This window comes from Paraburkholderia fungorum (genome assembly GCF_900099835.1).
Classification (GTDB): domain Bacteria; phylum Pseudomonadota; class Gammaproteobacteria; order Burkholderiales; family Burkholderiaceae; genus Paraburkholderia; species Paraburkholderia fungorum_A.
Genome location: NZ_FNKP01000001.1, coordinates 2,143,073 through 2,162,694 on the forward strand (window position 1 = coordinate 2,143,073; position 19,622 = coordinate 2,162,694).

The 19,622-nt window shown below is 65.2% G+C and carries 16 protein-coding genes; 6 read left to right on the forward strand and 10 right to left on the reverse strand.

Annotation, left to right across the window (positions count from 1 at the left end; genetic code table 11):
* Positions 1-175: 175 nt before the first annotated feature.
* The 3 genes from BLS41_RS09405 to BLS41_RS09415 are packed head-to-tail and all read left to right on the forward strand — an operon-like array spanning position 176 to position 5,477.
* Entirely contained in the window at positions 176-757 is a 582-nt protein-coding gene (locus BLS41_RS09405) for a DUF2760 domain-containing protein (protein ID WP_074764059.1), read from the forward strand.
* Positions 754-2,601, forward strand: a complete 1,848-nt coding sequence (locus BLS41_RS09410) for an Hsp70 family protein (RefSeq protein ID WP_074764060.1) — start codon at positions 754-756, stop codon at positions 2,599-2,601. Before BLS41_RS09405 ends, BLS41_RS09410 begins: the two co-directional genes overlap by 4 nt.
* Complete coding sequence (locus tag BLS41_RS09415; protein ID WP_171910214.1) at positions 2,598-5,477, forward strand: Hsp70 family protein; 2,880 nt, start codon at positions 2,598-2,600, stop codon at positions 5,475-5,477. The genes BLS41_RS09410 and BLS41_RS09415 overlap by 4 nt, the downstream gene beginning before the upstream one ends.
* Positions 5,478-5,676: 199 nt before the next feature.
* Here the strand turns inward: BLS41_RS09415 and BLS41_RS09420 are convergent, their stop codons facing one another.
* The gene (locus tag BLS41_RS09420) at positions 5,677-6,708 is read right to left on the reverse strand and encodes a GGDEF domain-containing protein (protein WP_253189641.1); all 1,032 of its coding nucleotides are present in this window, start codon (positions 6,706-6,708) and stop codon (positions 5,677-5,679) included.
* 316 nt (positions 6,709-7,024) lie between these two features.
* Between BLS41_RS09420 and BLS41_RS09425 the strand changes: the two genes are divergently transcribed.
* A complete protein-coding gene (locus BLS41_RS09425; RefSeq protein ID WP_074766415.1) occupies positions 7,025-8,242 on the forward strand; it encodes an amidohydrolase family protein in 1,218 nt (405 codons plus the stop codon).
* A 97-nt stretch (positions 8,243-8,339) separates the two neighbouring features.
* A complete protein-coding gene (locus BLS41_RS09430) occupies positions 8,340-9,269 on the forward strand; it encodes a LysR family transcriptional regulator (protein WP_074764061.1) in 930 nt (309 codons plus the stop codon).
* A gap of 19 nt (positions 9,270-9,288) precedes the next feature.
* On the opposite strand, the gene BLS41_RS09435 is transcribed toward BLS41_RS09430, so the two are convergent.
* From BLS41_RS09435 to BLS41_RS09475, 9 genes are all read right to left on the reverse strand, one after another.
* Positions 9,289-9,957: a glutathione S-transferase family protein gene (locus BLS41_RS09435; protein WP_074764062.1), complete on the reverse strand. Its 669-nt coding sequence runs from the start codon at positions 9,955-9,957 to the stop codon at positions 9,289-9,291.
* A 7-nt stretch (positions 9,958-9,964) separates the two neighbouring features.
* Positions 9,965-11,173: a Rieske 2Fe-2S domain-containing protein gene (locus BLS41_RS39365; RefSeq protein WP_074764063.1), complete on the reverse strand. Its 1,209-nt coding sequence runs from the start codon at positions 11,171-11,173 to the stop codon at positions 9,965-9,967.
* Positions 11,163-12,089: an aromatic ring-hydroxylating oxygenase subunit alpha gene (locus tag BLS41_RS09445; RefSeq protein ID WP_083379947.1), complete on the reverse strand. Its 927-nt coding sequence runs from the start codon at positions 12,087-12,089 to the stop codon at positions 11,163-11,165. Before BLS41_RS09445 ends, BLS41_RS39365 begins: the two co-directional genes overlap by 11 nt.
* A gap of 10 nt (positions 12,090-12,099) precedes the next feature.
* Positions 12,100-13,266, reverse strand: a complete 1,167-nt coding sequence (locus BLS41_RS09450; protein ID WP_074764064.1) for a BMP family ABC transporter substrate-binding protein — start codon at positions 13,264-13,266, stop codon at positions 12,100-12,102.
* Positions 13,267-13,312: 46 nt separating this feature from the next.
* Complete coding sequence (locus tag BLS41_RS09455) at positions 13,313-14,131, reverse strand: alpha/beta fold hydrolase (protein ID WP_083379948.1); 819 nt, start codon at positions 14,129-14,131, stop codon at positions 13,313-13,315.
* A complete protein-coding gene (locus tag BLS41_RS09460; protein WP_074764065.1) occupies positions 14,128-15,105 on the reverse strand; it encodes an isopenicillin N synthase family dioxygenase in 978 nt (325 codons plus the stop codon). Before BLS41_RS09460 ends, BLS41_RS09455 begins: the two co-directional genes overlap by 4 nt.
* Before the next feature lie 142 nt (positions 15,106-15,247).
* On the reverse strand, positions 15,248-16,201 hold the full coding sequence (locus BLS41_RS09465; protein WP_074764066.1) for a LysR family transcriptional regulator: 954 nt from the start codon (positions 16,199-16,201) through the stop codon (positions 15,248-15,250).
* 187 nt (positions 16,202-16,388) lie between these two features.
* Positions 16,389-17,192 (reverse strand): phosphonoacetaldehyde hydrolase, encoded by an 804-nt coding sequence (phnX, locus tag BLS41_RS09470; protein WP_074764067.1) that lies wholly within the window; start codon positions 17,190-17,192, stop codon positions 16,389-16,391.
* Positions 17,193-17,289: 97 nt separating this feature from the next.
* Positions 17,290-18,519: a 2-aminoethylphosphonate--pyruvate transaminase gene (locus tag BLS41_RS09475; protein ID WP_074764068.1), complete on the reverse strand. Its 1,230-nt coding sequence runs from the start codon at positions 18,517-18,519 to the stop codon at positions 17,290-17,292.
* A gap of 125 nt (positions 18,520-18,644) precedes the next feature.
* Between BLS41_RS09475 and BLS41_RS09480 the strand changes: the two genes are divergently transcribed.
* Positions 18,645-19,529: a LysR substrate-binding domain-containing protein gene (locus tag BLS41_RS09480; RefSeq protein WP_074764069.1), complete on the forward strand. Its 885-nt coding sequence runs from the start codon at positions 18,645-18,647 to the stop codon at positions 19,527-19,529.
* Positions 19,530-19,622: the final 93 nt, after the last annotated feature.

Below are 19,622 nucleotides of genomic sequence, written 5' to 3' on the forward strand. Positions count from 1 at the left end.
GCCTTACCGGCGCATGGCGGCATCGAATGGATCACGCGTCGGCGGCAGGCTTGCCGCCGGCCTTCGCAAATTCGCCCGGCGACGGCCGAGCCAAGCCCCAACGGGCTTCGGCGACCGGTGACGGGCGCGGCAGTCAGGACAGCTCGTCCTTTAACAGAGCACCTCAGGAGCATTTATGACCGATTCGAACCCATCTTTCCTCGGCAGGATTTCGCTTGCCGTGGGCACGTTTTTCAGCATCCTCGGCGACGGCAAATTCGCCGCCGACGTGTTGCGTCTGCGTAACGGCGGCGTTAGCCAACCCGCAGCCGCGCCCGCGCCTGCACCGGCACCGGCACCGCAACCGGCTCCCCAGCCCGCGCCCGTGCTGAAAGAAGCCACGCCCGACGCCGCGTTGCAACTGCTCGGCCTGCTGCAACGCGACGCGCGTTTCATCGACTTCGTCGAAGAAGACATCAAGAACTACAGCGACGCCGACATCGGCGCGGCCGCGCGCCTCGTCCACGAAGGCTGCCGCGCCACGCTGCGCGAGCATTTCACGATCCGTCCGGTGCGCGACGAAGCCGAAGGCAGCCGCGTCACGCTGCCCGAAGGTTTCGACGCAAGCTCGGTCCGCCTGACCGGCAACGTGGTCGGCAAGGCGCCGTTCAGCGGCAGCATCAGCCATCGCGGCTGGCGTGTCGACGACGTGCGTCTGCCGAAACTGACGGATAGCCACAACGCGAAAGTGATCGCCCCGGCGGAGGTGGAACTGTGAGCGACGCACGCTACTCCATCGGCATCGACCTCGGCACTACGCACTCTGCGCTGTCCTACGTGGACACCAGCGCGAGCGACGGCGAGAAAACCACCCAAAGCGTGCTGCCCATCGCGCAACTCACCGGCGCGGGCGCGGTCGATTACCTCGATCTGCTGCCCTCGTTCCTCTATCTGCCGCATCCCGATGAACTCGCGTCCGGCGACCTGCATCTGCCGTGGACCGGCGCGCGCGACTTCGCAGTCGGCGAGTTCGCCCGCAACCGGGGCGCGGCCACGCCGATCCGGCTGGTGTCGAGCGCGAAAAGCTGGCTGTGCCATCCAGGCGTCGACCGTCGCGCCGGCATTCTGCCGAACGACGCTCCGCCCGAAGTCGCGCGCGTGTCGCCGCTCGAAAGCTCGGTGCGCTATCTGACGCATCTGCGCGAAGCCTGGGACCATGCGCACCCGGACGCGCCGTTCGGCGAACAGGACGTCACGGTGACGATCCCCGCGTCGTTCGATCCGGCCGCGCGCGAACTGACCGCCGAGGCAGCCGTTGCCGCGGGCTACGGCCGCATGACGCTGCTCGAAGAACCGCAAGCCGCGCTGTATAGCTGGATCGAAAAGAGCGGCGGCCAGTGGCGCAAGCAGGTCAAGGTCGGCGACATCATCCTCGTGGTCGACGTGGGCGGCGGCACGACCGACCTTTCGCTGATCGCGGTGATCGAACGCGAAGGCAATCTCGAACTGCATCGCGTCGCGGTCGGCGAACACATCCTGCTCGGCGGCGACAACATGGACCTCGCGCTTGCGCACGTGGTCGCCCGCAAGCTCGCGGCACAAGGCACGCAAGCGGACGCGTGGCAATTGCGCGCCCTCACCTACGCGTGCCGTTCGGCCAAGGAAACGCTGCTCAGCGATCCGGCTGCCGACACCGTGCCGCTCGTGGTGCCGAGCCGCGGCTCGAAGCTGATCGGCGGATCGATCCGCACCGAACTCACACGCGCCGAACTCACGCAGACGATTCTCGAAGGCTTCTTCCCGCAGGTGGACAGCGCCGCGCGTCCGGTCACGCGCGCGCGTGCCGGCCTGACGCAGCTTGGCCTGCCGTACGCGCAGGACGCGGGCATCACGCGTCATCTGGCCGCGTTCCTGGGACGCCAGGTCGGCGCGCTGGCCGAACTGGAAGGTCTGCAAAACCATGGCGCGGAAAACGCCACTTTCCTGCACCCCACGGTCGTGCTGTTCAACGGTGGCGTGTTCAAGTCGCCACTGCTGGTCGAGCGGCTCATGGGCACGCTGAACAACTGGCTCGCAGCGGAAAGCGCGGCACCGGCCCGTCTGCTCGAAGGCGCGGATCTCGATCTCGCGGTCGCGCGCGGTGCGGCCTACTACGGCTACGTGCGACGCGGCCAGGGCGTGCGGATTCGCGGCGGCACCGCCCGCGCGTACTACATCGCGATCGAATCGGCGATGCCTGCCGTACCCGGACTCGAGCCGCCGATCCAGGCGCTGTGCGTCGCGCCGTTCGGCATGGAAGAAGGCACCGACGCCGAACTGCCCGCGCAGGAATTCGGCCTGGTGGTCGGCGAGCCGGTGCATTTCCGCTTCTTCGGATCGTCGGTGCGTCGCCAGGATCAGGTCGGCACGCTGCTCGACTTCTGGGGTCCCGACGAGCTTCAGGAACTCGAAGAAATTCAGGCGACGCTGCCTGCCTCCGGCCGTCAAGCCGGTGAAGTCGTGCCGGTGAAGCTGCATGCACGCGTGACCGAAGCGGGCACGCTCGAACTCGAAGCGATTCCGCGCGGTTCCGACGAGCGCTGGAAAGTCGAGTTCGATGTGCGCGGCAACGCGAATGCATGAGTGAGATGAAGCGGTACAGCGTCGGTATCGATCTCGGCACCAGTAATACGGTGCTGGCTTATGCGGAAACGGAGTCGGCGGCGGACGGTGGTTCTGGTTCGCCGCAAATTCGCGTGTTCGGGATCGAACAGCTGGTGAGTCCCGGCGAGGTCGCCGCACGGCCGCTGCTGCCTTCGGTGCGTTACCACGCGGCCGAGGGCGAGTTGAGCGCGGGCGATCTGCAATTGCCGTGGACGGCTTCGGCTTCTGTCCAGGCCTCTGGCAATGCAGACGCTCAAACCCAACCGGTCGTCATCGGCCGCCTTGCGCGCTTGCTTGGTGCTCAGGTTCCGGGACGGTTAGTTGCAAGCGCGAAGAGTTGGTTGTCGCATGCATCGGTTGACCGTATTGCGCCGATTCTCCCGTGGGGCGCCCCCGACGACGTCCGCAAAGTCTCGCCGGTCGAAGCCAGCGCGAGCTATCTCGCGCACCTGCGCGCGGCGTGGAACCAGCAGTTCCCCGACGCGCTGCTGGAACATCAGGACGTGGTGCTCACGGTCCCCGCCTCGTTCGACGAAGGTGCTCGCGCGCTCACCGTCGAAGCGGCGCGCATGGCCGGTCTCACCACGTTGCGGCTGCTGGAAGAACCGCAAGCCGCGTTTTACGACTGGCTGTTCCATCATCGCGAGAGCCTGTCGGACGAACTCGCGGACACGCGCCTCGTGCTGATCTGCGATGTCGGCGGCGGCACGACCGACCTCACGCTGATCGAAGTCGGCCCTCCCGGCGACGACGGCCGGCCACAACTTACGCGCATCGGCGTCGGCAATCATCTGATGCTCGGCGGCGACAACATGGACCTCGCGCTCGCGCATCTGGTCGAAGCGCGGCTGCCGGGCGGCGACACACGCACTCGTCTGTCGGCGGCGAGCCTGTCGCAACTGGTCGAGCGGTGCCGTGGCGCGAAGGAACAACTGCTTGGCGCGCAAGCGCCCGAGTCGGCGTCGATCACGCTGCTCGGCGCGGGCTCGAAGCTGATCGGCGGCGCACGCACCGTGCAGGTCACGCGCGACGAAGTCGAGGGGGTGATCGTCGACGGCTTCTTTCCGAAGGTGGCATCGAACGAACGGCCAGGCCGGCCGCGTGGCGCGATTGTCGAATTCGGTCTGCCCTATGCGACCGATGCCGCCGTCACGCGTCACATCGCGGCGTTTTTGAGCCGCTTTGCTGCGCCGTCGCGCAAGGCGCTGGGTTTAGCCGACGACGAGAGCGGCAGCAACCAGCCGCTGCCGATCCCGGACACCTTGCTGCTCAACGGCGGCGTATTCCGCGCCGACGCCCTCACCCGCCGCCTCGCCGATACGCTCGGCACGTGGCGCGGCGACGCGCTCAACGTGCTGCACAACGACAACCCCGACGTGGCGGTGGCACGCGGCGCGGTCGCCTATTCGCTGGCCCGCGCGGGCAACGCGCCGAAAATCGGCGGCGGCTCGCCGCGCAGCTACTTCCTCGTGCTCGACGAAACCGGCGAGCGCAAACGGGACGCCGGCGCCGTCCCACGCGGCATCTGTCTGCTGCCGCGCGGCACGACGGAAGGCCACGAAATCCTGATCGCGGATCGCACGTTCGCGCTGCGCCTCGGGTATCCGGTGCGCTTCCACCTGGTTTCATCGAGCGCGGATACGGTCTACCAACCGGGCGAACTGGTCGATCTCGACGGCGGCGACTTCATCCGCCTGCCGCCGATCGCCACCGTCGTGCAGCCGCACAGCGAACGCGCCGCACGCGAAACCATCGTGCAGATCGCGACGTCGCTCACCGAAGTCGGCACGCTCGACGTGCGCTGCATCGAACTCGACAATCCCGCGCAACGCTGGATGCTCGAATTCCAGTTGCGCAGCGACACCGCGCAGGTGAATCTGCCGGTCGATGACGCGTCCGCAGCGCGGCACCCGTCGCTCGACGCCGCGCTCGAACTGATCGACCGCTGCTTCGGTTCGCGTGCGCAAAAGCTCGATCCGAAAGAAGTCAAACGCTTACGCGCGCAACTCGAACAGCTACTCGGCCCGCGCGACACCTGGACCAGCGCGTTGCTGCGCGAACTGTTCGGCGCACTGTGGGAACGCGCACGGCGTCGGCGGCGTTCGGCGGATCACGAACGGGTGTGGCTCAATCTGGCCGGCTATTGCGTGCGGCCAGGCTTCGGCTATCCGCTGGACGAATGGCGGGTCGAACAACTGTGGTCGCTATTCGACGACGGCATCCAGTACGTCAACGACAGCCAGGTCTGGTCCGAATGGTGGACACTGTGGCGCCGCGCCGCAGGCGGTCTCGACGAGACCTCGCAGTTGCGCGTGCTCGATGCAATGGCGTATCTGCAAACGGCCGCGCAATCGCGTCACAAACTGCCGTTCGACGTCGCGAAAACCGGTCTCGCCGACATGCTTCGCCTGAGCGCTTCGCTCGAACGGATTCCGGTCGAACGCAAGATCGAACTCGGCGAGTCGCTGCTGACCAGGCTGAAAAGGCCCACCGAGAATCATCAAGGCTGGTGGGCGGTCGGGCGGATCGGCGCGCGGCGGCCGTTCTACGGCAGCGCGCATAGCGTCGTGCCGCCGGAGGTCGCCGTTCAATGGCTGAACGCGATTCTCGCGCTCGACTGGAAGAAGGTCGATCCCGCTGCGTTCGCCGCCGTGCAGATTGCGCGGATGACCGGCGACCGCTCGCGCGATCTCGCCGACGACGTGCGTCACGCCGTGATACGACGGCTCGAAACATCGAACGCACCGCGTGCATGGATCACGATGGTCAGCGAGAACGTCGAACTCGATAACGCCGACGAAGGCCGCGTGTTCGGCGAATCATTGCCGGCGGGGTTGAAGCTGATTGCGAGTTGAAGGATTGATTCGACGCGCGCGTAGCTGACAGTCGAACTCACCGCCAGGCAAAAAGGCCGGAAATTCCGGCCTTTTTGCTTCTTCAAGCGCCGGCCAGATCCAGTCGAACGTGCGCCACGCGGCGCCGGCACGCCTATTACGGCCATGTGGGCGAATGCGGCCTTGCCAAGGTCAGGCCCGCCACAGGCCGCCTCGAAAACTACGCCATCGTCACCTGATTTCTGCCGCGATGTTTCGAGCGATACAGCGCGCTGTCCGCGCTCGCAAAGCCATCGCGATGCGCGGGCCGCGACGATTCCGTGATGCGCGTGAGCGACGCCCCCACGCTCACCGTCACCACGCCGAGCGGCGAAGCGCGATGCTCGATGGCGAGATCCTCGACGCCCTGGCGCAGCGCGTTCAGCGTGTCCGCGAGCGATGCGGCTTCCGCGCGCAGCACCAGCAGCCCGAACTCTTCGCCGCCCATCCGGCCCACCACGATGCGCTCGCCGTCCGCCGCCGCCTGCATCACCGAAGCAACCCGGCGCAGACAGTGATCGCCCGCCTGGTGGCCGTAGGTGTCGTTGTACTGCTTGAACCAGTCGACATCGACCACCACCGAACCCATCACGTCGCCGTCCTGCGCTTCTTTCCAGCGGCGTGTGATCGTCTCCAGCAGAAAGCGGCGGTTGTACAGTTGCGTGAGCGGATCGATCGCGGTCGCCGTGCGCATCTTCAGATCGTTTTCGATCATCGCGCGCAGGTGGTAGAACACGCCGCGCTGACCGGCATCGAGCTTGCCCGGCGACGGGTCCATCGCGCACAACGCGCCGACGATCTCGCCGTTCGGCGCACGCAGCGCAATCGCCGCGTAAAAGCGTACGAACGGGTAGCGCTTCACCAGCATGCATTCGCCGAAACGGCTGTCGTCGTGCGCGTCTTCGATCACGAACAACTCGGCATCGCGCACCGCGTAGTCGGCCAGCGAGCGGGCTCGTGTGACCAGCGGCATCGACATGCCGACCTCGGCGCGATAGTGCTGATATTCCTCGTCGAGCAGCGTGATCGCGGTAATGGCCGCGCCCGTCACGCTCTTGAGGATTTCCGCTGCGTGAATAAAGCATTCGCGCATCACCTGATCGTCGTGCAACAACCATTCGATGACTGACGACTCCACTTCGGGTTCGCCGGCGGCGGAAGGATCGACTGCCATCCGGCTGGCCAGACGGTCGTTACTGTAAGCGAGTTGCACGGCGAGATTCCCGAGTGTAATTAGCTTAGGTCAACGGCATCGACATCCGAAACTTGAGGCATACCGCATATCGTCCGCGAGGTTTGCGCGCGCTTGCGCGTGGTCGGAACACGCGAATCGGCGCGCACGACCCACGAAGTACAATTCACCCGCAAACCGCGCCGCGCCTTTCGTCTGGCCGGGCGAGCCGGGCGCGCGATTCAGCAGACAAATGCTTTACCGGGCGCTGACTTTCGATGTCTTTCAGACGCTTACTTCTGGCGCCGTCGAAACCTGCCAGCGTCCGGCCAACATGACAAAAACGGAGACAAATCGCATGACGAACACCTGGCTCATCACGAACGTCCGCCAGGGCAACGGTCCGCACGTTGACAGGAAGGTCGACGTGTCGATCGTCGACGGCCGCATCGCGGCGATCGGCCCCGATCTGCCGCGCGAGCCGGGCGTCACGCCCGAGGACGGCGCGGGCGCGCTGCTGCTGCCGGGTTTCGTCGAAGGTCATACGCATCTGGACAAAACGCTGTGGGGCATGCGCTGGTATCGCAACGAGGTCGGGCCGAAGCTGACCGACCGGATCGAGAACGAGCGGCGTTACCGCGCGCAAACCGGACACGACGCGGGTGCGCAATCGCTCGCGCTGGCTCGCGCGTTTCTGGAGGCGGGCACGACGCGCCTGCGCACCCACGTCGATATCGATACCGATGCCGGGCTGCGTCATCTCGAAGGCGTGCTGGCGACGCGCGAAACATTGCGCGACATGCTCGACTTGCAGATCGTCGCGTTTCCGCAATCCGGGCTGCTGGGTCGTCCCGGCACCGATGCCCTGCTCGCACGCGCATTGCAGGCAGGCGCCGATGTGCTCGGCGCGCTCGACCCGGCGCTGATCGACGGCGATCCGGTTGCGTCGCTGAATCTGACGTTCGAGCTCGCGCAGCGGCACGGCAAGCCGATCGACATTCATCTGCATGAGCCGGGCGAACTCGGCGCGTTCACGCTCGGGCTCCTGCTCGACCGCGTGGAGGCGCTCGGCATGCAGGGCCGCGTGGTCGTGAGTCACGCGTTCTGTCTCGGCGCGCTGCCCGAGCCGCAACGCGATGCGCTGCTCGCACGTCTCGCCGATCTGCGCGTTGCACTGTTGACCACGGCGCCGTCGTCGACGCCCGTCCCGCCGCTCAAAGCTTGTCTGCAACACGGCGTCACGCTGTTCGGCGGCAACGACGGCATTCGCGACACGTGGACGCCCTACGGCTCGCCGGACATGCTCGAACGCGCGATGCACATCGCGGCGCGCTACGGCCTGCGCCGCGACGACGATCTGGCGCTCGCGTTCGACTGCGTCAGCAGCGTCGCCGCGCAAGCGTGCGGTTTCGGCGATTACGGCTTGCAGGCAGGCGCGCGCGCCGACCTCGTGCTGCTCGACGCCGACACGCTCGCGCACGCGATGGTCGCGCGACCGCCGCGCAAGCTGGTGGTGTCGAACGGACGGGTGGTCGCGCGCAACGGCGCGTATGCAGCCGGCGCGATCGAGGCCTGAGAACGGAGTTGACGCGCCGACAACGCACAGTCCGGTGCATGTAAACGGGCCGTGCTTTTCACGTCATCTGCCTTAACGAATACGTTTTTTCATTCACATGATCAATCTCTTCCAGGCCATGCAGGCTTTCGTCAGGGTCGCGGACTCGGGCAGCTTTGCGCAGGCCGCGGCGAACCTCGGTGTATCGACATCGGTCGTGACGCGCCATGTGTCGAGCCTCGAGCAGCACCTCGGCATTCGCCTGTTCCAGCGCACCACGCGCAAGGTCGTGCTGACCGAAGCGGGCGCGCAATACGCGGACGGCTGCCGGGTTTTGCTCGCCGAACTCGAAGAAGTCGAAATGCGCGCGACCACCACGTCGAAGGAAGTCACCGGCGACCTGCGCATCGTCGCGCTCGGCAGCTTCTCGCTGTTTCGTCTGACGCCGTTATTCGCCGATTATCAGACCCGTTTTCCGCAAGTGAATCTGCGTGTCACGCTGACCGAGAAACGGGTCGACCTGCTGGAAGGCGGCTTCGATGTGGGCATCGTCACCGAGCACATGATCCGTTCGGAGTCGCTGGTGGTGCGTCGGCTCATCAACTCGTACGCGGTGCCGGTGGCGGCCGCCGCGTATCTGGCGCAGGCGGGTCAGCCGCAAACGCCCGCGGATCTCGCGCAGCACCGCGTGATCGGCGCGCCGCTCGACACGAGTCCGCAGACGTGGCTGTTCAGGAAGGACAAGCCTGGTCGCGGCGGCAAGGGCAACAAGGAAAGCGACAGCGAAGAAAGCATCGCGCTGGATGCGTCGCTCACGGTCAACAGCATGATCATGCAGAAGCAGGCGGCGCTGGGCGCGATGGGCATTGCACTGTTGCCGCTCGAAATGGTCGCCGACGAATTGCAGGCGGGCACGCTGCAACGCGTGCTCGGCGACTATGCGGTGATCAACGGCGATGTCGCGGTGTCGCTGGTTTATCCGAGCCGGGAGTTCGTGCCGCGCAAGGTCCGCGAGTTCATCGATCTGGCGGTGGGGTATTTCGAGTGAACTCGCGGGGCGGCTTTTTTCAGGCTGCTGCGTAGACGCCGGCCATCGTGGTGAACCCGGGCAGACGTTTGATCCGCGCGATCCAGCGCGACAGCGCCGGATAGTCGATCGATTCGATTTCCGCTTCGTCGAGCAGCGCGACCGGCACGAAGCACGCGATATCGGCAATGGTCGGCGACACACTCGCGCAGACGAACGGCGTGCCCGCGGCCTCGTTGAACCAGCAGGTTTCGTCGAGGATTCGTAAAAGCTGCTGCGCTTTTTTCCTCGCTTCCAGTGGATGGCATTGATCGTGCGGCGGCGTGCCGTGCAGCACCTGTGCCCGCAACGTGAAGACTATGCCGCTCAGTTGCGCGGCGAAATCGAGCCACGTCTGAACCTGCGCGAATTGCAGCGGATCATCGAGAGGCAGCCAGTGCGTCTGCTCTTCTCCCGGCTCAGTCGTTGCACCCGTATGGCGTCGCGCGAGATACATCAGAATCGCGTGCGCGCCGTGCAGCAAGGCGCCGTCGGCGTCGAGCACCGGCAGCGTGCCCAGCGGATTCATCGCGAGAAAGCGGCGCGTGCCGTTCTGTTTCGACGGATAAAGCTCGACACGCACCCGTTCGTATTCCACTCCGAGCAGGCCCAGCATGAGCCTGACCTTGTAGCTTTCTCCGCACAACTCGTCGTCGTAAAGTTTGAACATCGCGGCCTCACAGATCGAGCGTCAGCGCGGCACCGGCCGCGCGCGACACGCACACCAGCATGCAGTCACCGGCCGCGCGTTCGTGCGGCGTCAGAAAATCGTCGCGATGCAGCGGCACGCCGTCCAGCACGCGGGTTCGGCATGTGCCGCACACACCCTGCTCGCAGGAAGTCGGCACATCGACGTGGTGGTCGCGCAAGGTTTGCAGCAGGCTTGCGTCGGCGGCCACGGTCAGCGTTTTTTTACTGCGCGACAGATGAACCGTGAACGCGTGATCTTCGACTTCAGTTGCCGTGGCGGAATCTGCGACGCCTGGCGTCAACGTTCGCGCGGGAGAAACGGGCCGGGATACCGCAGACTGCAAGAAAACCGGCTGCGCGTTTTTCAGTAGCGCGGGCGGAATACCCAGCGCCGTCTGACTCATTGCGGTTTCGCTACTGAGCGGCGGCTCGGCCTGCCACTCCAGTGCATCGCGCAACGCGTTGAGACGTTGTTGATGATGCCGCTGCACAGCAATCCGTTCACTAGCGTTACCAGCGGAAACACCCAGCGCGACGCCGTGCAGATACGTGCGCCCTTCGCGCGCGGGCTGCACGAGAAACACCACACGTTGCCGCGCATCATCGAGTTGTTCGACGACGACCGCACGCGGACCCGCGTCGAACGCAACGCATTCGGTGGTCGTCCACGGATCGAATGCGGCATGGTCGAAACAGTAGTCGGCGAGCGCGCGCTGCACAGCGTCGCTGGACACATCGAGCGCGACCGTGCGCAAGCGGATCTGACTATCGAAGTCCGCTTCGCCGTCGAGTTCATCGATTGGCGTGAACGGAGGCGGCGTTTCATCTGTATATGCGATACAGGTCCACACAAAACCGTGGCGCACTTCAACCGGCCACGTTTTCACCGCGACTGCGGGCGGCGCGGCATCGGGATGCGCGGGCACGAAGCGACACGCGCCGTCGTCCGAACCGAATTGCCAGCCGTGGTACTGGCATTGCAACGCGTCGCCGCGATGATGGCCCATCGACAGCCGCACGCCACGATGCGGGCAGCGGTTTTCCCACACGTTGATCGCGCCGTCTTCGGCTCGCCAGACAACGAGTTCGTAGCCCGCCAGTTCAGTGTGATAGATCGCGCGTTCGCCGAGCCGGTCCACATCGCATAGTGCAAACCAGCCGGACGCAGCGGACGCCAACGGGTTCTTATCGGCCATGAGTCGTTCCATAAGTAATCTGTTGCGCCGACAGCCAGCGGCGATACGCGACCGACATCGCATCGGCCCGCACCGGATGTTCGATGCCCGCGCCGAGCGGCAGGCGCTTCGGCACCTGGTTCACCAGAATCTTGATGTCCTGCGCGAAGATGGTTTGCTGGAAGCCGCGCAATTCGTCGTCGCTGCTGGCGTCATCGAGATAGCTCATGACCGTGTGAGCGATGCAGCGCTCTTCGTCGACCGGCTGCACGAACAGCGCAATCACGTCGAAACGTTCGGGCTGCGGCGGGCAGGTCTTGTACAGAATCGCGCAATACGGACGCGCGACGCGATACACGTACTGCACGTCGAGCGCGGCGCCTGCCGTCATTGCCGCGCGCGGCTGGTAAAAGCGGCAGTCGTGCGCGTATAGCTCGTCATTGATTTCGTCCCGCTCGATACGATACGGCGCGACTTCCGTGTACGGTTCGACGCCGAGATAGCCCGTATGCACGAACGGAAAGTGGCCCATGTCGAGGAAGTTTTCGACCGCGCGCAAACCGCTCACGTGCACGCTGAACGCCCCGGCGTGCAGCAAACGGCGCTCGGGTTCGTCGGCCTCGGGAATCGCCAGAAGATCGCGGCGCGGCTCGCCGAGGCAGACCCACAGCACGCCGTAGCGCGCCTTTGCGTGGCAGTGAGCGAGCGTGTCGAGTCGCCATGCGCGGTAGCGGTCCGTCGTGCTGGCCGATGCCGATGCCGACGCGTCGACGCCAAGACCGAGATCGACGCCCAGCAACCGCGTGCTCATCACCGCAGGTGCAGTGCCGGATACGCCGAACGCATCCAGCGCCGCCACCGGATGCCAGTCGTTCCACACGACCGGATCGCGCATCGCATCGTCCACTGCTGCCGACACACTGTTTGCATCACTCATAGCCGCTCCGTTATTGCGCGACGCTGCCCTGCACGCCGTCGACAAACCAGTTTATCCGGTTGGTATCGTCCGCGGAAAGCACGGTGCCGGCGGGCACGCGCAGTTTGCCGCTCTGGTCTTTCAGCGGACCCGCGAACGGATCGAGCTTGCCCGCCACCAGTGCCGCGCGTTTCTCCGCAAGCGCGCGCTGCGCGTCCGCCGGCACCGCCGACGTGTTCACGTGCACGAGGTCCGTGATGCCTTCTTTCACACCCCAGTACACCGGTTTATTGGTCCACGTGCCGCGCTTCACTTCGTCGATCACCTTGCTGTAATAGATGCCCCAGTCGTACGCGACCGAGCCCAGATGCGCATGCGGCCCCCACTGGCTCATATCCGAATCCCAGCCGAATGCGTGGACTTTGTGCTGCTCGGCGACGGCCATCGTCGCGGTGGAATCGGTGTTCTGCATCAGCACGTCGGCGCCGAGTCCGATCAGCGTTTCGGCGGCCTGGCGTTCCTTGCCCGGATCGAACCAGCTATTGATCCACACCACCTTGACGGTCGTCTGCGGCGCGACCGATTTCGCGCCGAGCGCGAACGCGTCGATATTGCGGACCACTTCGGGAATCGGCACCGACCCGACAAAGCCGAGCGTGTGCGATTTCGACACATACCCCGCGACCACACCCGCGAGGTACGCGGACTCATACACCTTGCCGTTGAAGTTGCCGAGGTTCGGCGCGCTCTTGTAGCCGGAGCAATGCAGGAACACGGTGTCCGGGTAGTCGTGCGCGACCTTCATCATCGAGTCCATGTAGCCGAACGACGTGCCGATCACGATCTTGTCGCCCTTCGCCGCACGATCGCGAAACACACGCGCCGCGTCCGCGTTTTCGGGGACGTCGTCGATGCGCGTCACCTTGATCTGCGAGCCGAGCTGCTTCTCCGCCGCGCCGATGCCGAGATCGTGCGCGTGGGTCCAGCCTGCGTCGCCAGGGTTGCCGAGGTAGACGATGGAAACGTCGAGCGGCGCATCGGCGGCGTCAGCGGGTGCGCTGGCGGCCGCGAACGTGCCGCACAACGCGACGACCAGCGCGCCATTCGCAAGCTGCGCGAAGCGGGTTGAAAAGCATGTAGCGATGCTTGCAGAAGTGCGTGCGGACAAAAACCGGCCAGGGCGAGGAAGTCGGATCATGACGAGGTTCCAGTAGTAAGCGAAGGGGAAATCGTGGTGGTTTTCTTCAGCGGGGCTGAGATGTAGCGCCGTCGGCACGAATGCCGATTTCAGCGAGCGCGTCGCATACCAGCGTCGCCAGTTCGGCGGGACGCGCGAGTTGCGGCACGTGACCGCAATCGATCGAGCGCACCATCGCGCCCGGCACGAGCGCCTGCATCCTGCGTTGCAGAGGCAGCAACACTGAGCGGTCGCGCAGCGCTTCGACATAAATGCGCGGGACATGGCCGAAACGTCCGGCGCTCAGCGTCGTCAGCAAGGCACGGCCGCTTTCCCGTTGCGGCGTGAGTTTCGCGGCGGCGCGTTCAGCGGCTTCGTGCGGGCAGTCGTGCAGAAAGATTTCCAGCGCGGCCGCGGCGGGCACAACGGTGACCGTACGATCCTCGCTCCATTGCAGATACGGCGCGATGCCTGCGGCGTTCGGCACGGCGGCGGCACTGGCGTCGACGAGGTCCGCGTAACCCATGCCGGCGGGCAGCATCATTCCGGCGACGTACACGAGGCACGCGACCCGCTCCGGCAGCGCTTCGGCGAGTTGCGATGCGGGCACGCCCGCGCCGCTGTGCGCGACCACGACGACCGGGCCGTCGAATCTGTTCAGGGCTTCGGTCAACGCGTCGACATAGGTTTGCAGCGTGATTTCGACGCCGGCGTCGCGTTCGGGATCCGCGCCGTTGCCCGGCAGATCCACCGCCTTGCAGGTCCAGCCGCGCGCGGTCATTTCCGGCAACCAGGCGTCCCATGCCCAACTGCCCTGCCACGCGCCGTGGATCAGCAGCATGCCGGCCACGTGCGACGATTCTGTCGATTGAACGGCGGCGGTCATCCGTAGGTTCTCCGGTAGCAGGCTTCGAGATGACCGGCCACGGTGATCGGCGGATACTTCGGCGCTTCGCCCGGTTCGGTGCAGCCCGGCAGACACTCGACCACGTAGTCGGGACGTCCAGTGAAGAAGAACGGGATCGAGTAGCGCTCGCGCCCCGATGCATTGACCACGCGATGCAGCGTCGAGCGATAGCGGTCATTGGTCCAGCGCGCGATCATGTCGCCGAGATTGACGACGAAGGTGCCCGCGAGCGGCGGCACATGAATCCAGCCGCTGTCGCCGTCCTGCACCTGCAAACCGCCGCTGCCGTCCTGCCAGAGCAGCGTCAGGCAGCCGAAATCGGTATGCGCGCCGCAGCCCTTCTGGTCCGGCAACGCCTGCGCCGGTTGCGGCGGATAGTGCAACAGACGCAGTGTCGCCATCGCGTCGTCGCAGAACACGTCGAAATGATCCTCGGGCAGATCGAGCGACAGCGCGAGACCGCGTGTCAGCCGCCTGGAGAGGTCGTACAGCGCGGCGAAATACGCTTCCATCGCCGGACGAAAACCCGCCGACTGCTGCGGCCACTGGTTCGGCCCGCAATTGAACGCGCGCGCCACCACTTGCGGATGATCCAGCGGCAGTTCGTTGCCGATATAAAAACCTTCCTTCAGATCGGGCGGCGTGCCTGCCTCCAGCACCTGTCCGCGCAACGGCTCATAGCCGCGATTGCAGAACGACTTCGCTTTATCGACTAGGCGTTTTTCGGCGTCGTCGAGCGCGAAGAAACGTTCGGCTTCGAGGCGCGCGGCGTCGATCAGCGCGTCGGCGACGCCATGATTGGCGATGTAGAAAAACCCTTTGTCGATGCAGGCAGCATGCAGCGCGGCGCCGACGGCCGCACGCTGCCGCCGATCCGGCGACGCGAGCCCCGCGACGTCGATGACAGGCAGGCTCGTATGCGGCACCGCTCTGGCTGATAGCACTTCGGACATTGCGCCTCCTTTGAACCGGTCGATTCCGTTGCAACCGAGTTTAGGGGGCGGCGGGTGTCCAATAAAGCGCAGAAAAACGTGCATGCCGATGCCGAAACGGCATCAGGCGGCTCGTGCAAAATAAAGGTTCGGTTCGAACGGGTCAGATTGCCGGTTCGTCGTCCTCGCGGTCGGCCAGCGCCTCCGCCAGCAAGCGGACGAAAGCGTCCAGCGCGGGCGTCAGCGTGCGGCCCGCTCTCGCGTAAGCGCCCAGTTCCGACACCAGCGGACGCGGCGAGCGCAGCGGAATATGCTTCAGCGTGCCGTCGGCGAGATCGCGTTCGAGACCGAGTCGGGTCTGGAATCCGACACCGCGTCCGCGAGCCGCCATGCGCCGCATCAACTCGATCGAATCGCTTTCGAGCACCGTTTGCAGCGGCTTCGCGTAGTGCCGGATCAGCGGTTCGAGCAGCCCGCTGATCGACAGTTGCGCGTTGCCCAGAATCAGCGGAAAGCGCGCGCACTGCGCGAACGTCACACTGGTTTCGCCCGCCAGCGGATGATCGGCGGCGACGATCGCGCCCAACTGGAACCGCCCGACCGCGAGCTGTTGCAGATCGCTCGTGCGCGGCAGCGAAAACGCGAGCCCGAGGTCGGCGTCGCCATCGAGAATCGTGCGGGCAATCGTCGCCGAACCGGCGGTATGCACCTGAAAACGTATCGCCGGATAACGCGTCAGCATCCGCTCGACCAGGTCCGGCAGAAAGCTGGAGTTGAGTCCCTCGACCGTGACGATGCTGATCTCGCCGCGCCGGATTCCGCGCAGCGCATCCATTTCGCTTTCGAACCGGCGCGCGTCCTGCAACACGGTGATCACGTGCCGCGCAAATACTTCGCCCGCGGCGGTCAACGAGAGTCCCGACGCGAGCCGCTCGAACAGTTGCGTGCCGACTTCCGCTTCGAGTTTCAGCAATTGCCGGTTCACCGCCGACGACGCCACATGCATCTGCCGCGCCGCTTCCCGGATCGAACCGCAGCGGCGGATTGCATCGAAATAGCGCAGCGAGCGGGCGTGGATGTGCCAGGCGAGGGTATCGGCGGGGGTCGGCTTCGGCATGGTTGGTCGTGCGCTTGCGTGGTGGTTGTGCCCATGATGGACTGGACCGACCGGCATCAGTGAATCTCCGGCCCGACAGGATGATACGTTTTCGACCTGGCTGTATCGAGCGCGCAATAAAAAAGCGCACTGCCCGCCAGTGCGCTTTTCGCCCTACTACAGCACCGCCATTCGAGGCGTCACGCCATCACGGCCGCTCGCCGCGCGCGAGACGCGCTTCGATGTCGTACACCACCGGCATCAGATCCGCGACGCTGTCGATCACATAATGTGCGCCCGCCGCCTGCAATTTGCCGATCGCCGCCTGACGGCGCGCGGCGAATTCAGCGGCCGGGAGCGCCTTCACGTCGGCTTCCGCCATCCCGAACGCGTTGCCGCTCACCGACACACCGACTGTCCACGTCCCGCCATTGATGCCCTCTTCGATGCCGACCTCCGTGTCATCCACCTTGATCGCATCGCGCGCCAGCCACACGCCGAGTTCCGGCAGCGTCTTGTAGATCATGTACGGCGACGGCCGCCCTTCCGGCGTATCGCCGGTACATACGATGCTGTCCGGCGAAAAGCCCTGCGCCGCCGCACCCGGCACGATTTCGGCCATGATCTCGCGGGTGTAGCCGGTGGTCGTGCCGATGCGGATGTCGTCGTGACGCAATGCGCTCGCCACTTCCGCGACACCCGGAATCACCGAACTGTAGCTCGCGGCCACCGCGATATTCTTCGGCACGAAGACGTCGTACACCGCGTCGATATCGGCTTCGCCGGGCACGTGGCCGTACTTGTTCGCCCATGCCTGCGACACACGCGGTAGCGCCATCAGCGCCGCGATGTGCGGGCGCTTGGCCATACCCATCGGACCGCGCGCTTCGTCGATCGAGATCGAGACGCCGAACTGTTCGAAGGTCTCGACGAACGCGCCCATCGGCGCGAGCGAACCATAGTCGACGACCGTGCCGGCCCAGTCGAAAATCACCGCTTTGACGTGTTTCATTGACTTCGATCCTCAAGAGGTTCAAAAGCTCGCGCGATGGATCGCACGCTAGCATTCATTCGTGACAGCCTGGTGAGGCTTGTCGGCCCAATGTGTTTCAGGCCGCCTGCGCCAGGGTTTTGCGTTCTTCGAGTGCGGCTTCGGGCGGCGCGGCGTGCGGCACGCCCATCGTCTCCAGCGAGCGCGCGCAGGCGTCGACCACGCGCTGCATCACGTCCTGATCCACCTGACCGATGCAGCCGATACGGAAGCTGTCCACCGCCGTCAGCTTGCCCGGATAGATGATGAAACCCTGCTGCTTCATCAATTCATAGAAGCGTTCGAACCTGAATTGCGGATGCGCGGGCGCGAAAAACGTCACGATGATCGGCGAGCGCCAGCGTGCATTCAGCAGCGGTTCGAAGCCGAGTTCGTGCATGCCGGCCACCAGCACGTCGCGATTGTTCGCATAGCGCGCGAGCCGCCCGGGCTGGCCGCCTTCGAGCTTGTGCAGACGCAGCGCCTCGATAAACGCGGCCACCGTGTGCGTGGGCGGCGTAAAGCGCCACTGCCCGGTGCGGTTCATCACATCCCATTGATCGTAGACATCGAGCGCGAGTGAATGACTGCGGCCCTTCGCTTCGCGCAACGCACTCTTGCGGGCGATCACGAAGCCAAAACCCGGCACGCCCTCGATGCATTTATTCGCCGACGACACAAAGGCCTCGCACGCAATCTCGCGGACATCGAGCGGCACTGCGCCGAAGGCGCTCATCGAATCGATCAGCAGCTTGCGGCCTTTCTTTGCGGTGGCAGCGGCGATTTCCTCGAGCGGATTCAAGATGCCCGAGCTGGTTTCGCAATGCACGGCGACCACATGCGTGATACGCGGATCGGCGTCCAGCATCCGTTCGATTTCGGCTCCGCGCGGCGGCAGGTAGTCGCCTTTGTCGAGCACCGTGCAGGCACGGCCCAGGTAGCCGAGCGTGGTCGCGATGCGCTTGCCGTAAGCGCCGTTGGCGAGCACGAGCGCGTGGCCGTCGCGCGGCATCAGGCTGCCGAGCATCGCTTCGACGCAGTAGCTGCCGCTGCCTTGCAGCGGCACGCAGTCGTAGTCGCCCGCCGTGTCGCCGGCGATATCCAGCAGACTGCGGCGCAGATACGCGGTCATCGCGCGGAAATCGCCGTCCCACGAACCCCAGTCGCGCAGCATCGCCTCTTTCGTCGAGAACGCCGTGGTGAGCGGCCCCGGCGTCAGCAGATACGGCTCCCCCTTGGCGGGCGCGGCGCAGCGCACGGTTGAGACTTCCGCCGACGCGTCCTGCGAACTGTCAATCGCGCTTTCCATGTCCGGTACTCCGATATCGCTATGTCGATGCATGACACAGTACCGAAAGGCCGACCATCGGTAAAATCGATATAATCGATGATGGTATCGCTAAAACTTATCACCCACAGCCAGATGAGGCATACGTGCAATACGCGCAATTGCGGGCGTTCCATGCGGTCGCGGAACACGGCGGGTTTTCGAAGGCGGCGCAGGCGCTGTCGCTGACGCAGCCTGCGGTGTCGGATCACGTGCGGCGTCTGGAACAGGATTACGGGGTCAAATTGTTCGAGCGCGGGCCGCGCGGCGTCGAAACGACCGAATTGGGCCTGCGGCTTTTCAGCGTGACGCGTCATATGCTGAGTTGCGAGCGCGACGCGCGGCAATTGCTGGAGTCGGCGGGCGGGCTGGAATCGGGCTCGCTGTCGCTGGTGGCCGATGCGCCCGATCTGGCGGTCACGCTGATCGGCGCGTTTCGCAAACTGCATCCGGGCATTGTCGTGACGCTGTCGATCGCGAATGCCGCCGACTGCATGCAGCGCGTGCTGTCGAGCGCGGTCGACGCGGCCATTACCGCTGCGCCGCAGGTTCACAGCCGGCTCGAATCGCGCGTGTTGCGGCGCGACCCGCTGGTGGCGATGGTGCCGCTCGGCTATCCGGTCGCGAAGAAGCGCAAGCTGAGCTACGCGGAACTCGTTCGTCAACCGATGATTTTCCGCGAGCCGCAATCGGTCACGCAGCAGTTGCTCGAAATCGAACTGGTGCGCGAGTCGTTGCAGGTGGAACCGGTGATGTATGTCGACGGACGCGAAGCGCTCGAAGAAGCGGTTGCGCAAGGGATGGGCGTCGGCGTGATCGCGCGCGCCGAATTCAACGAGTCGCGGCGGATCAGGATGATTCCGCTACAGGACTGCCGGGTGCAGATGATCGAATCGCTGACGCGGCTCGCCGAGCGGCCGGGATCGAATCTGCTGGATGCGCTGTTTGCCGTCGAGTTGCCGGCGGTGCAAGCACCGGTTATCGGTGGATAAACAGCGCCACATAAACAGAAACCGCCCGCCAGGGGTTGCCTGGGGGCGGCTTGACGGCTTCTGTTCCCATGCGGCCTTTGCCGCCGCTATCCC

Coding starts and splice junctions, on each gene's coding strand:
- BLS41_RS09450 (WP_074764064.1), bottom strand. CDS start 13,266: ATGATCCGACTTCCTCGCCCTGGCCGGTTTTTGTCCGCACGCACTTCT.
- BLS41_RS09465 (WP_074764066.1), bottom strand. CDS start 16,201: ATGCCGAAGCCGACCCCCGCCGATACCCTCGCCTGGCACATCCACGCC.
- BLS41_RS09460 (WP_074764065.1), bottom strand. CDS start 15,105: ATGTCCGAAGTGCTATCAGCCAGAGCGGTGCCGCATACGAGCCTGCCT.
- phnX (WP_074764067.1), bottom strand. CDS start 17,192: ATGAAACACGTCAAAGCGGTGATTTTCGACTGGGCCGGCACGGTCGTC.
- BLS41_RS39365 (WP_074764063.1), bottom strand. CDS start 11,173: ATGGCCGATAAGAACCCGTTGGCGTCCGCTGCGTCCGGCTGGTTTGCA.
- BLS41_RS09445 (WP_083379947.1), bottom strand. CDS start 12,089: ATGAGTGATGCAAACAGTGTGTCGGCAGCAGTGGACGATGCGATGCGC.
- BLS41_RS09430 (WP_074764061.1), top strand. CDS start 8,340: ATGATCAATCTCTTCCAGGCCATGCAGGCTTTCGTCAGGGTCGCGGAC.
- BLS41_RS09435 (WP_074764062.1), bottom strand. CDS start 9,957: ATGTTCAAACTTTACGACGACGAGTTGTGCGGAGAAAGCTACAAGGTC.
- BLS41_RS09405 (WP_074764059.1), top strand. CDS start 176: ATGACCGATTCGAACCCATCTTTCCTCGGCAGGATTTCGCTTGCCGTG.
- BLS41_RS09475 (WP_074764068.1), bottom strand. CDS start 18,519: ATGGAAAGCGCGATTGACAGTTCGCAGGACGCGTCGGCGGAAGTCTCA.
- BLS41_RS09455 (WP_083379948.1), bottom strand. CDS start 14,131: ATGACCGCCGCCGTTCAATCGACAGAATCGTCGCACGTGGCCGGCATG.
- BLS41_RS09415 (WP_171910214.1), top strand. CDS start 2,598: ATGAGTGAGATGAAGCGGTACAGCGTCGGTATCGATCTCGGCACCAGT.
- BLS41_RS09425 (WP_074766415.1), top strand. CDS start 7,025: ATGACGAACACCTGGCTCATCACGAACGTCCGCCAGGGCAACGGTCCG.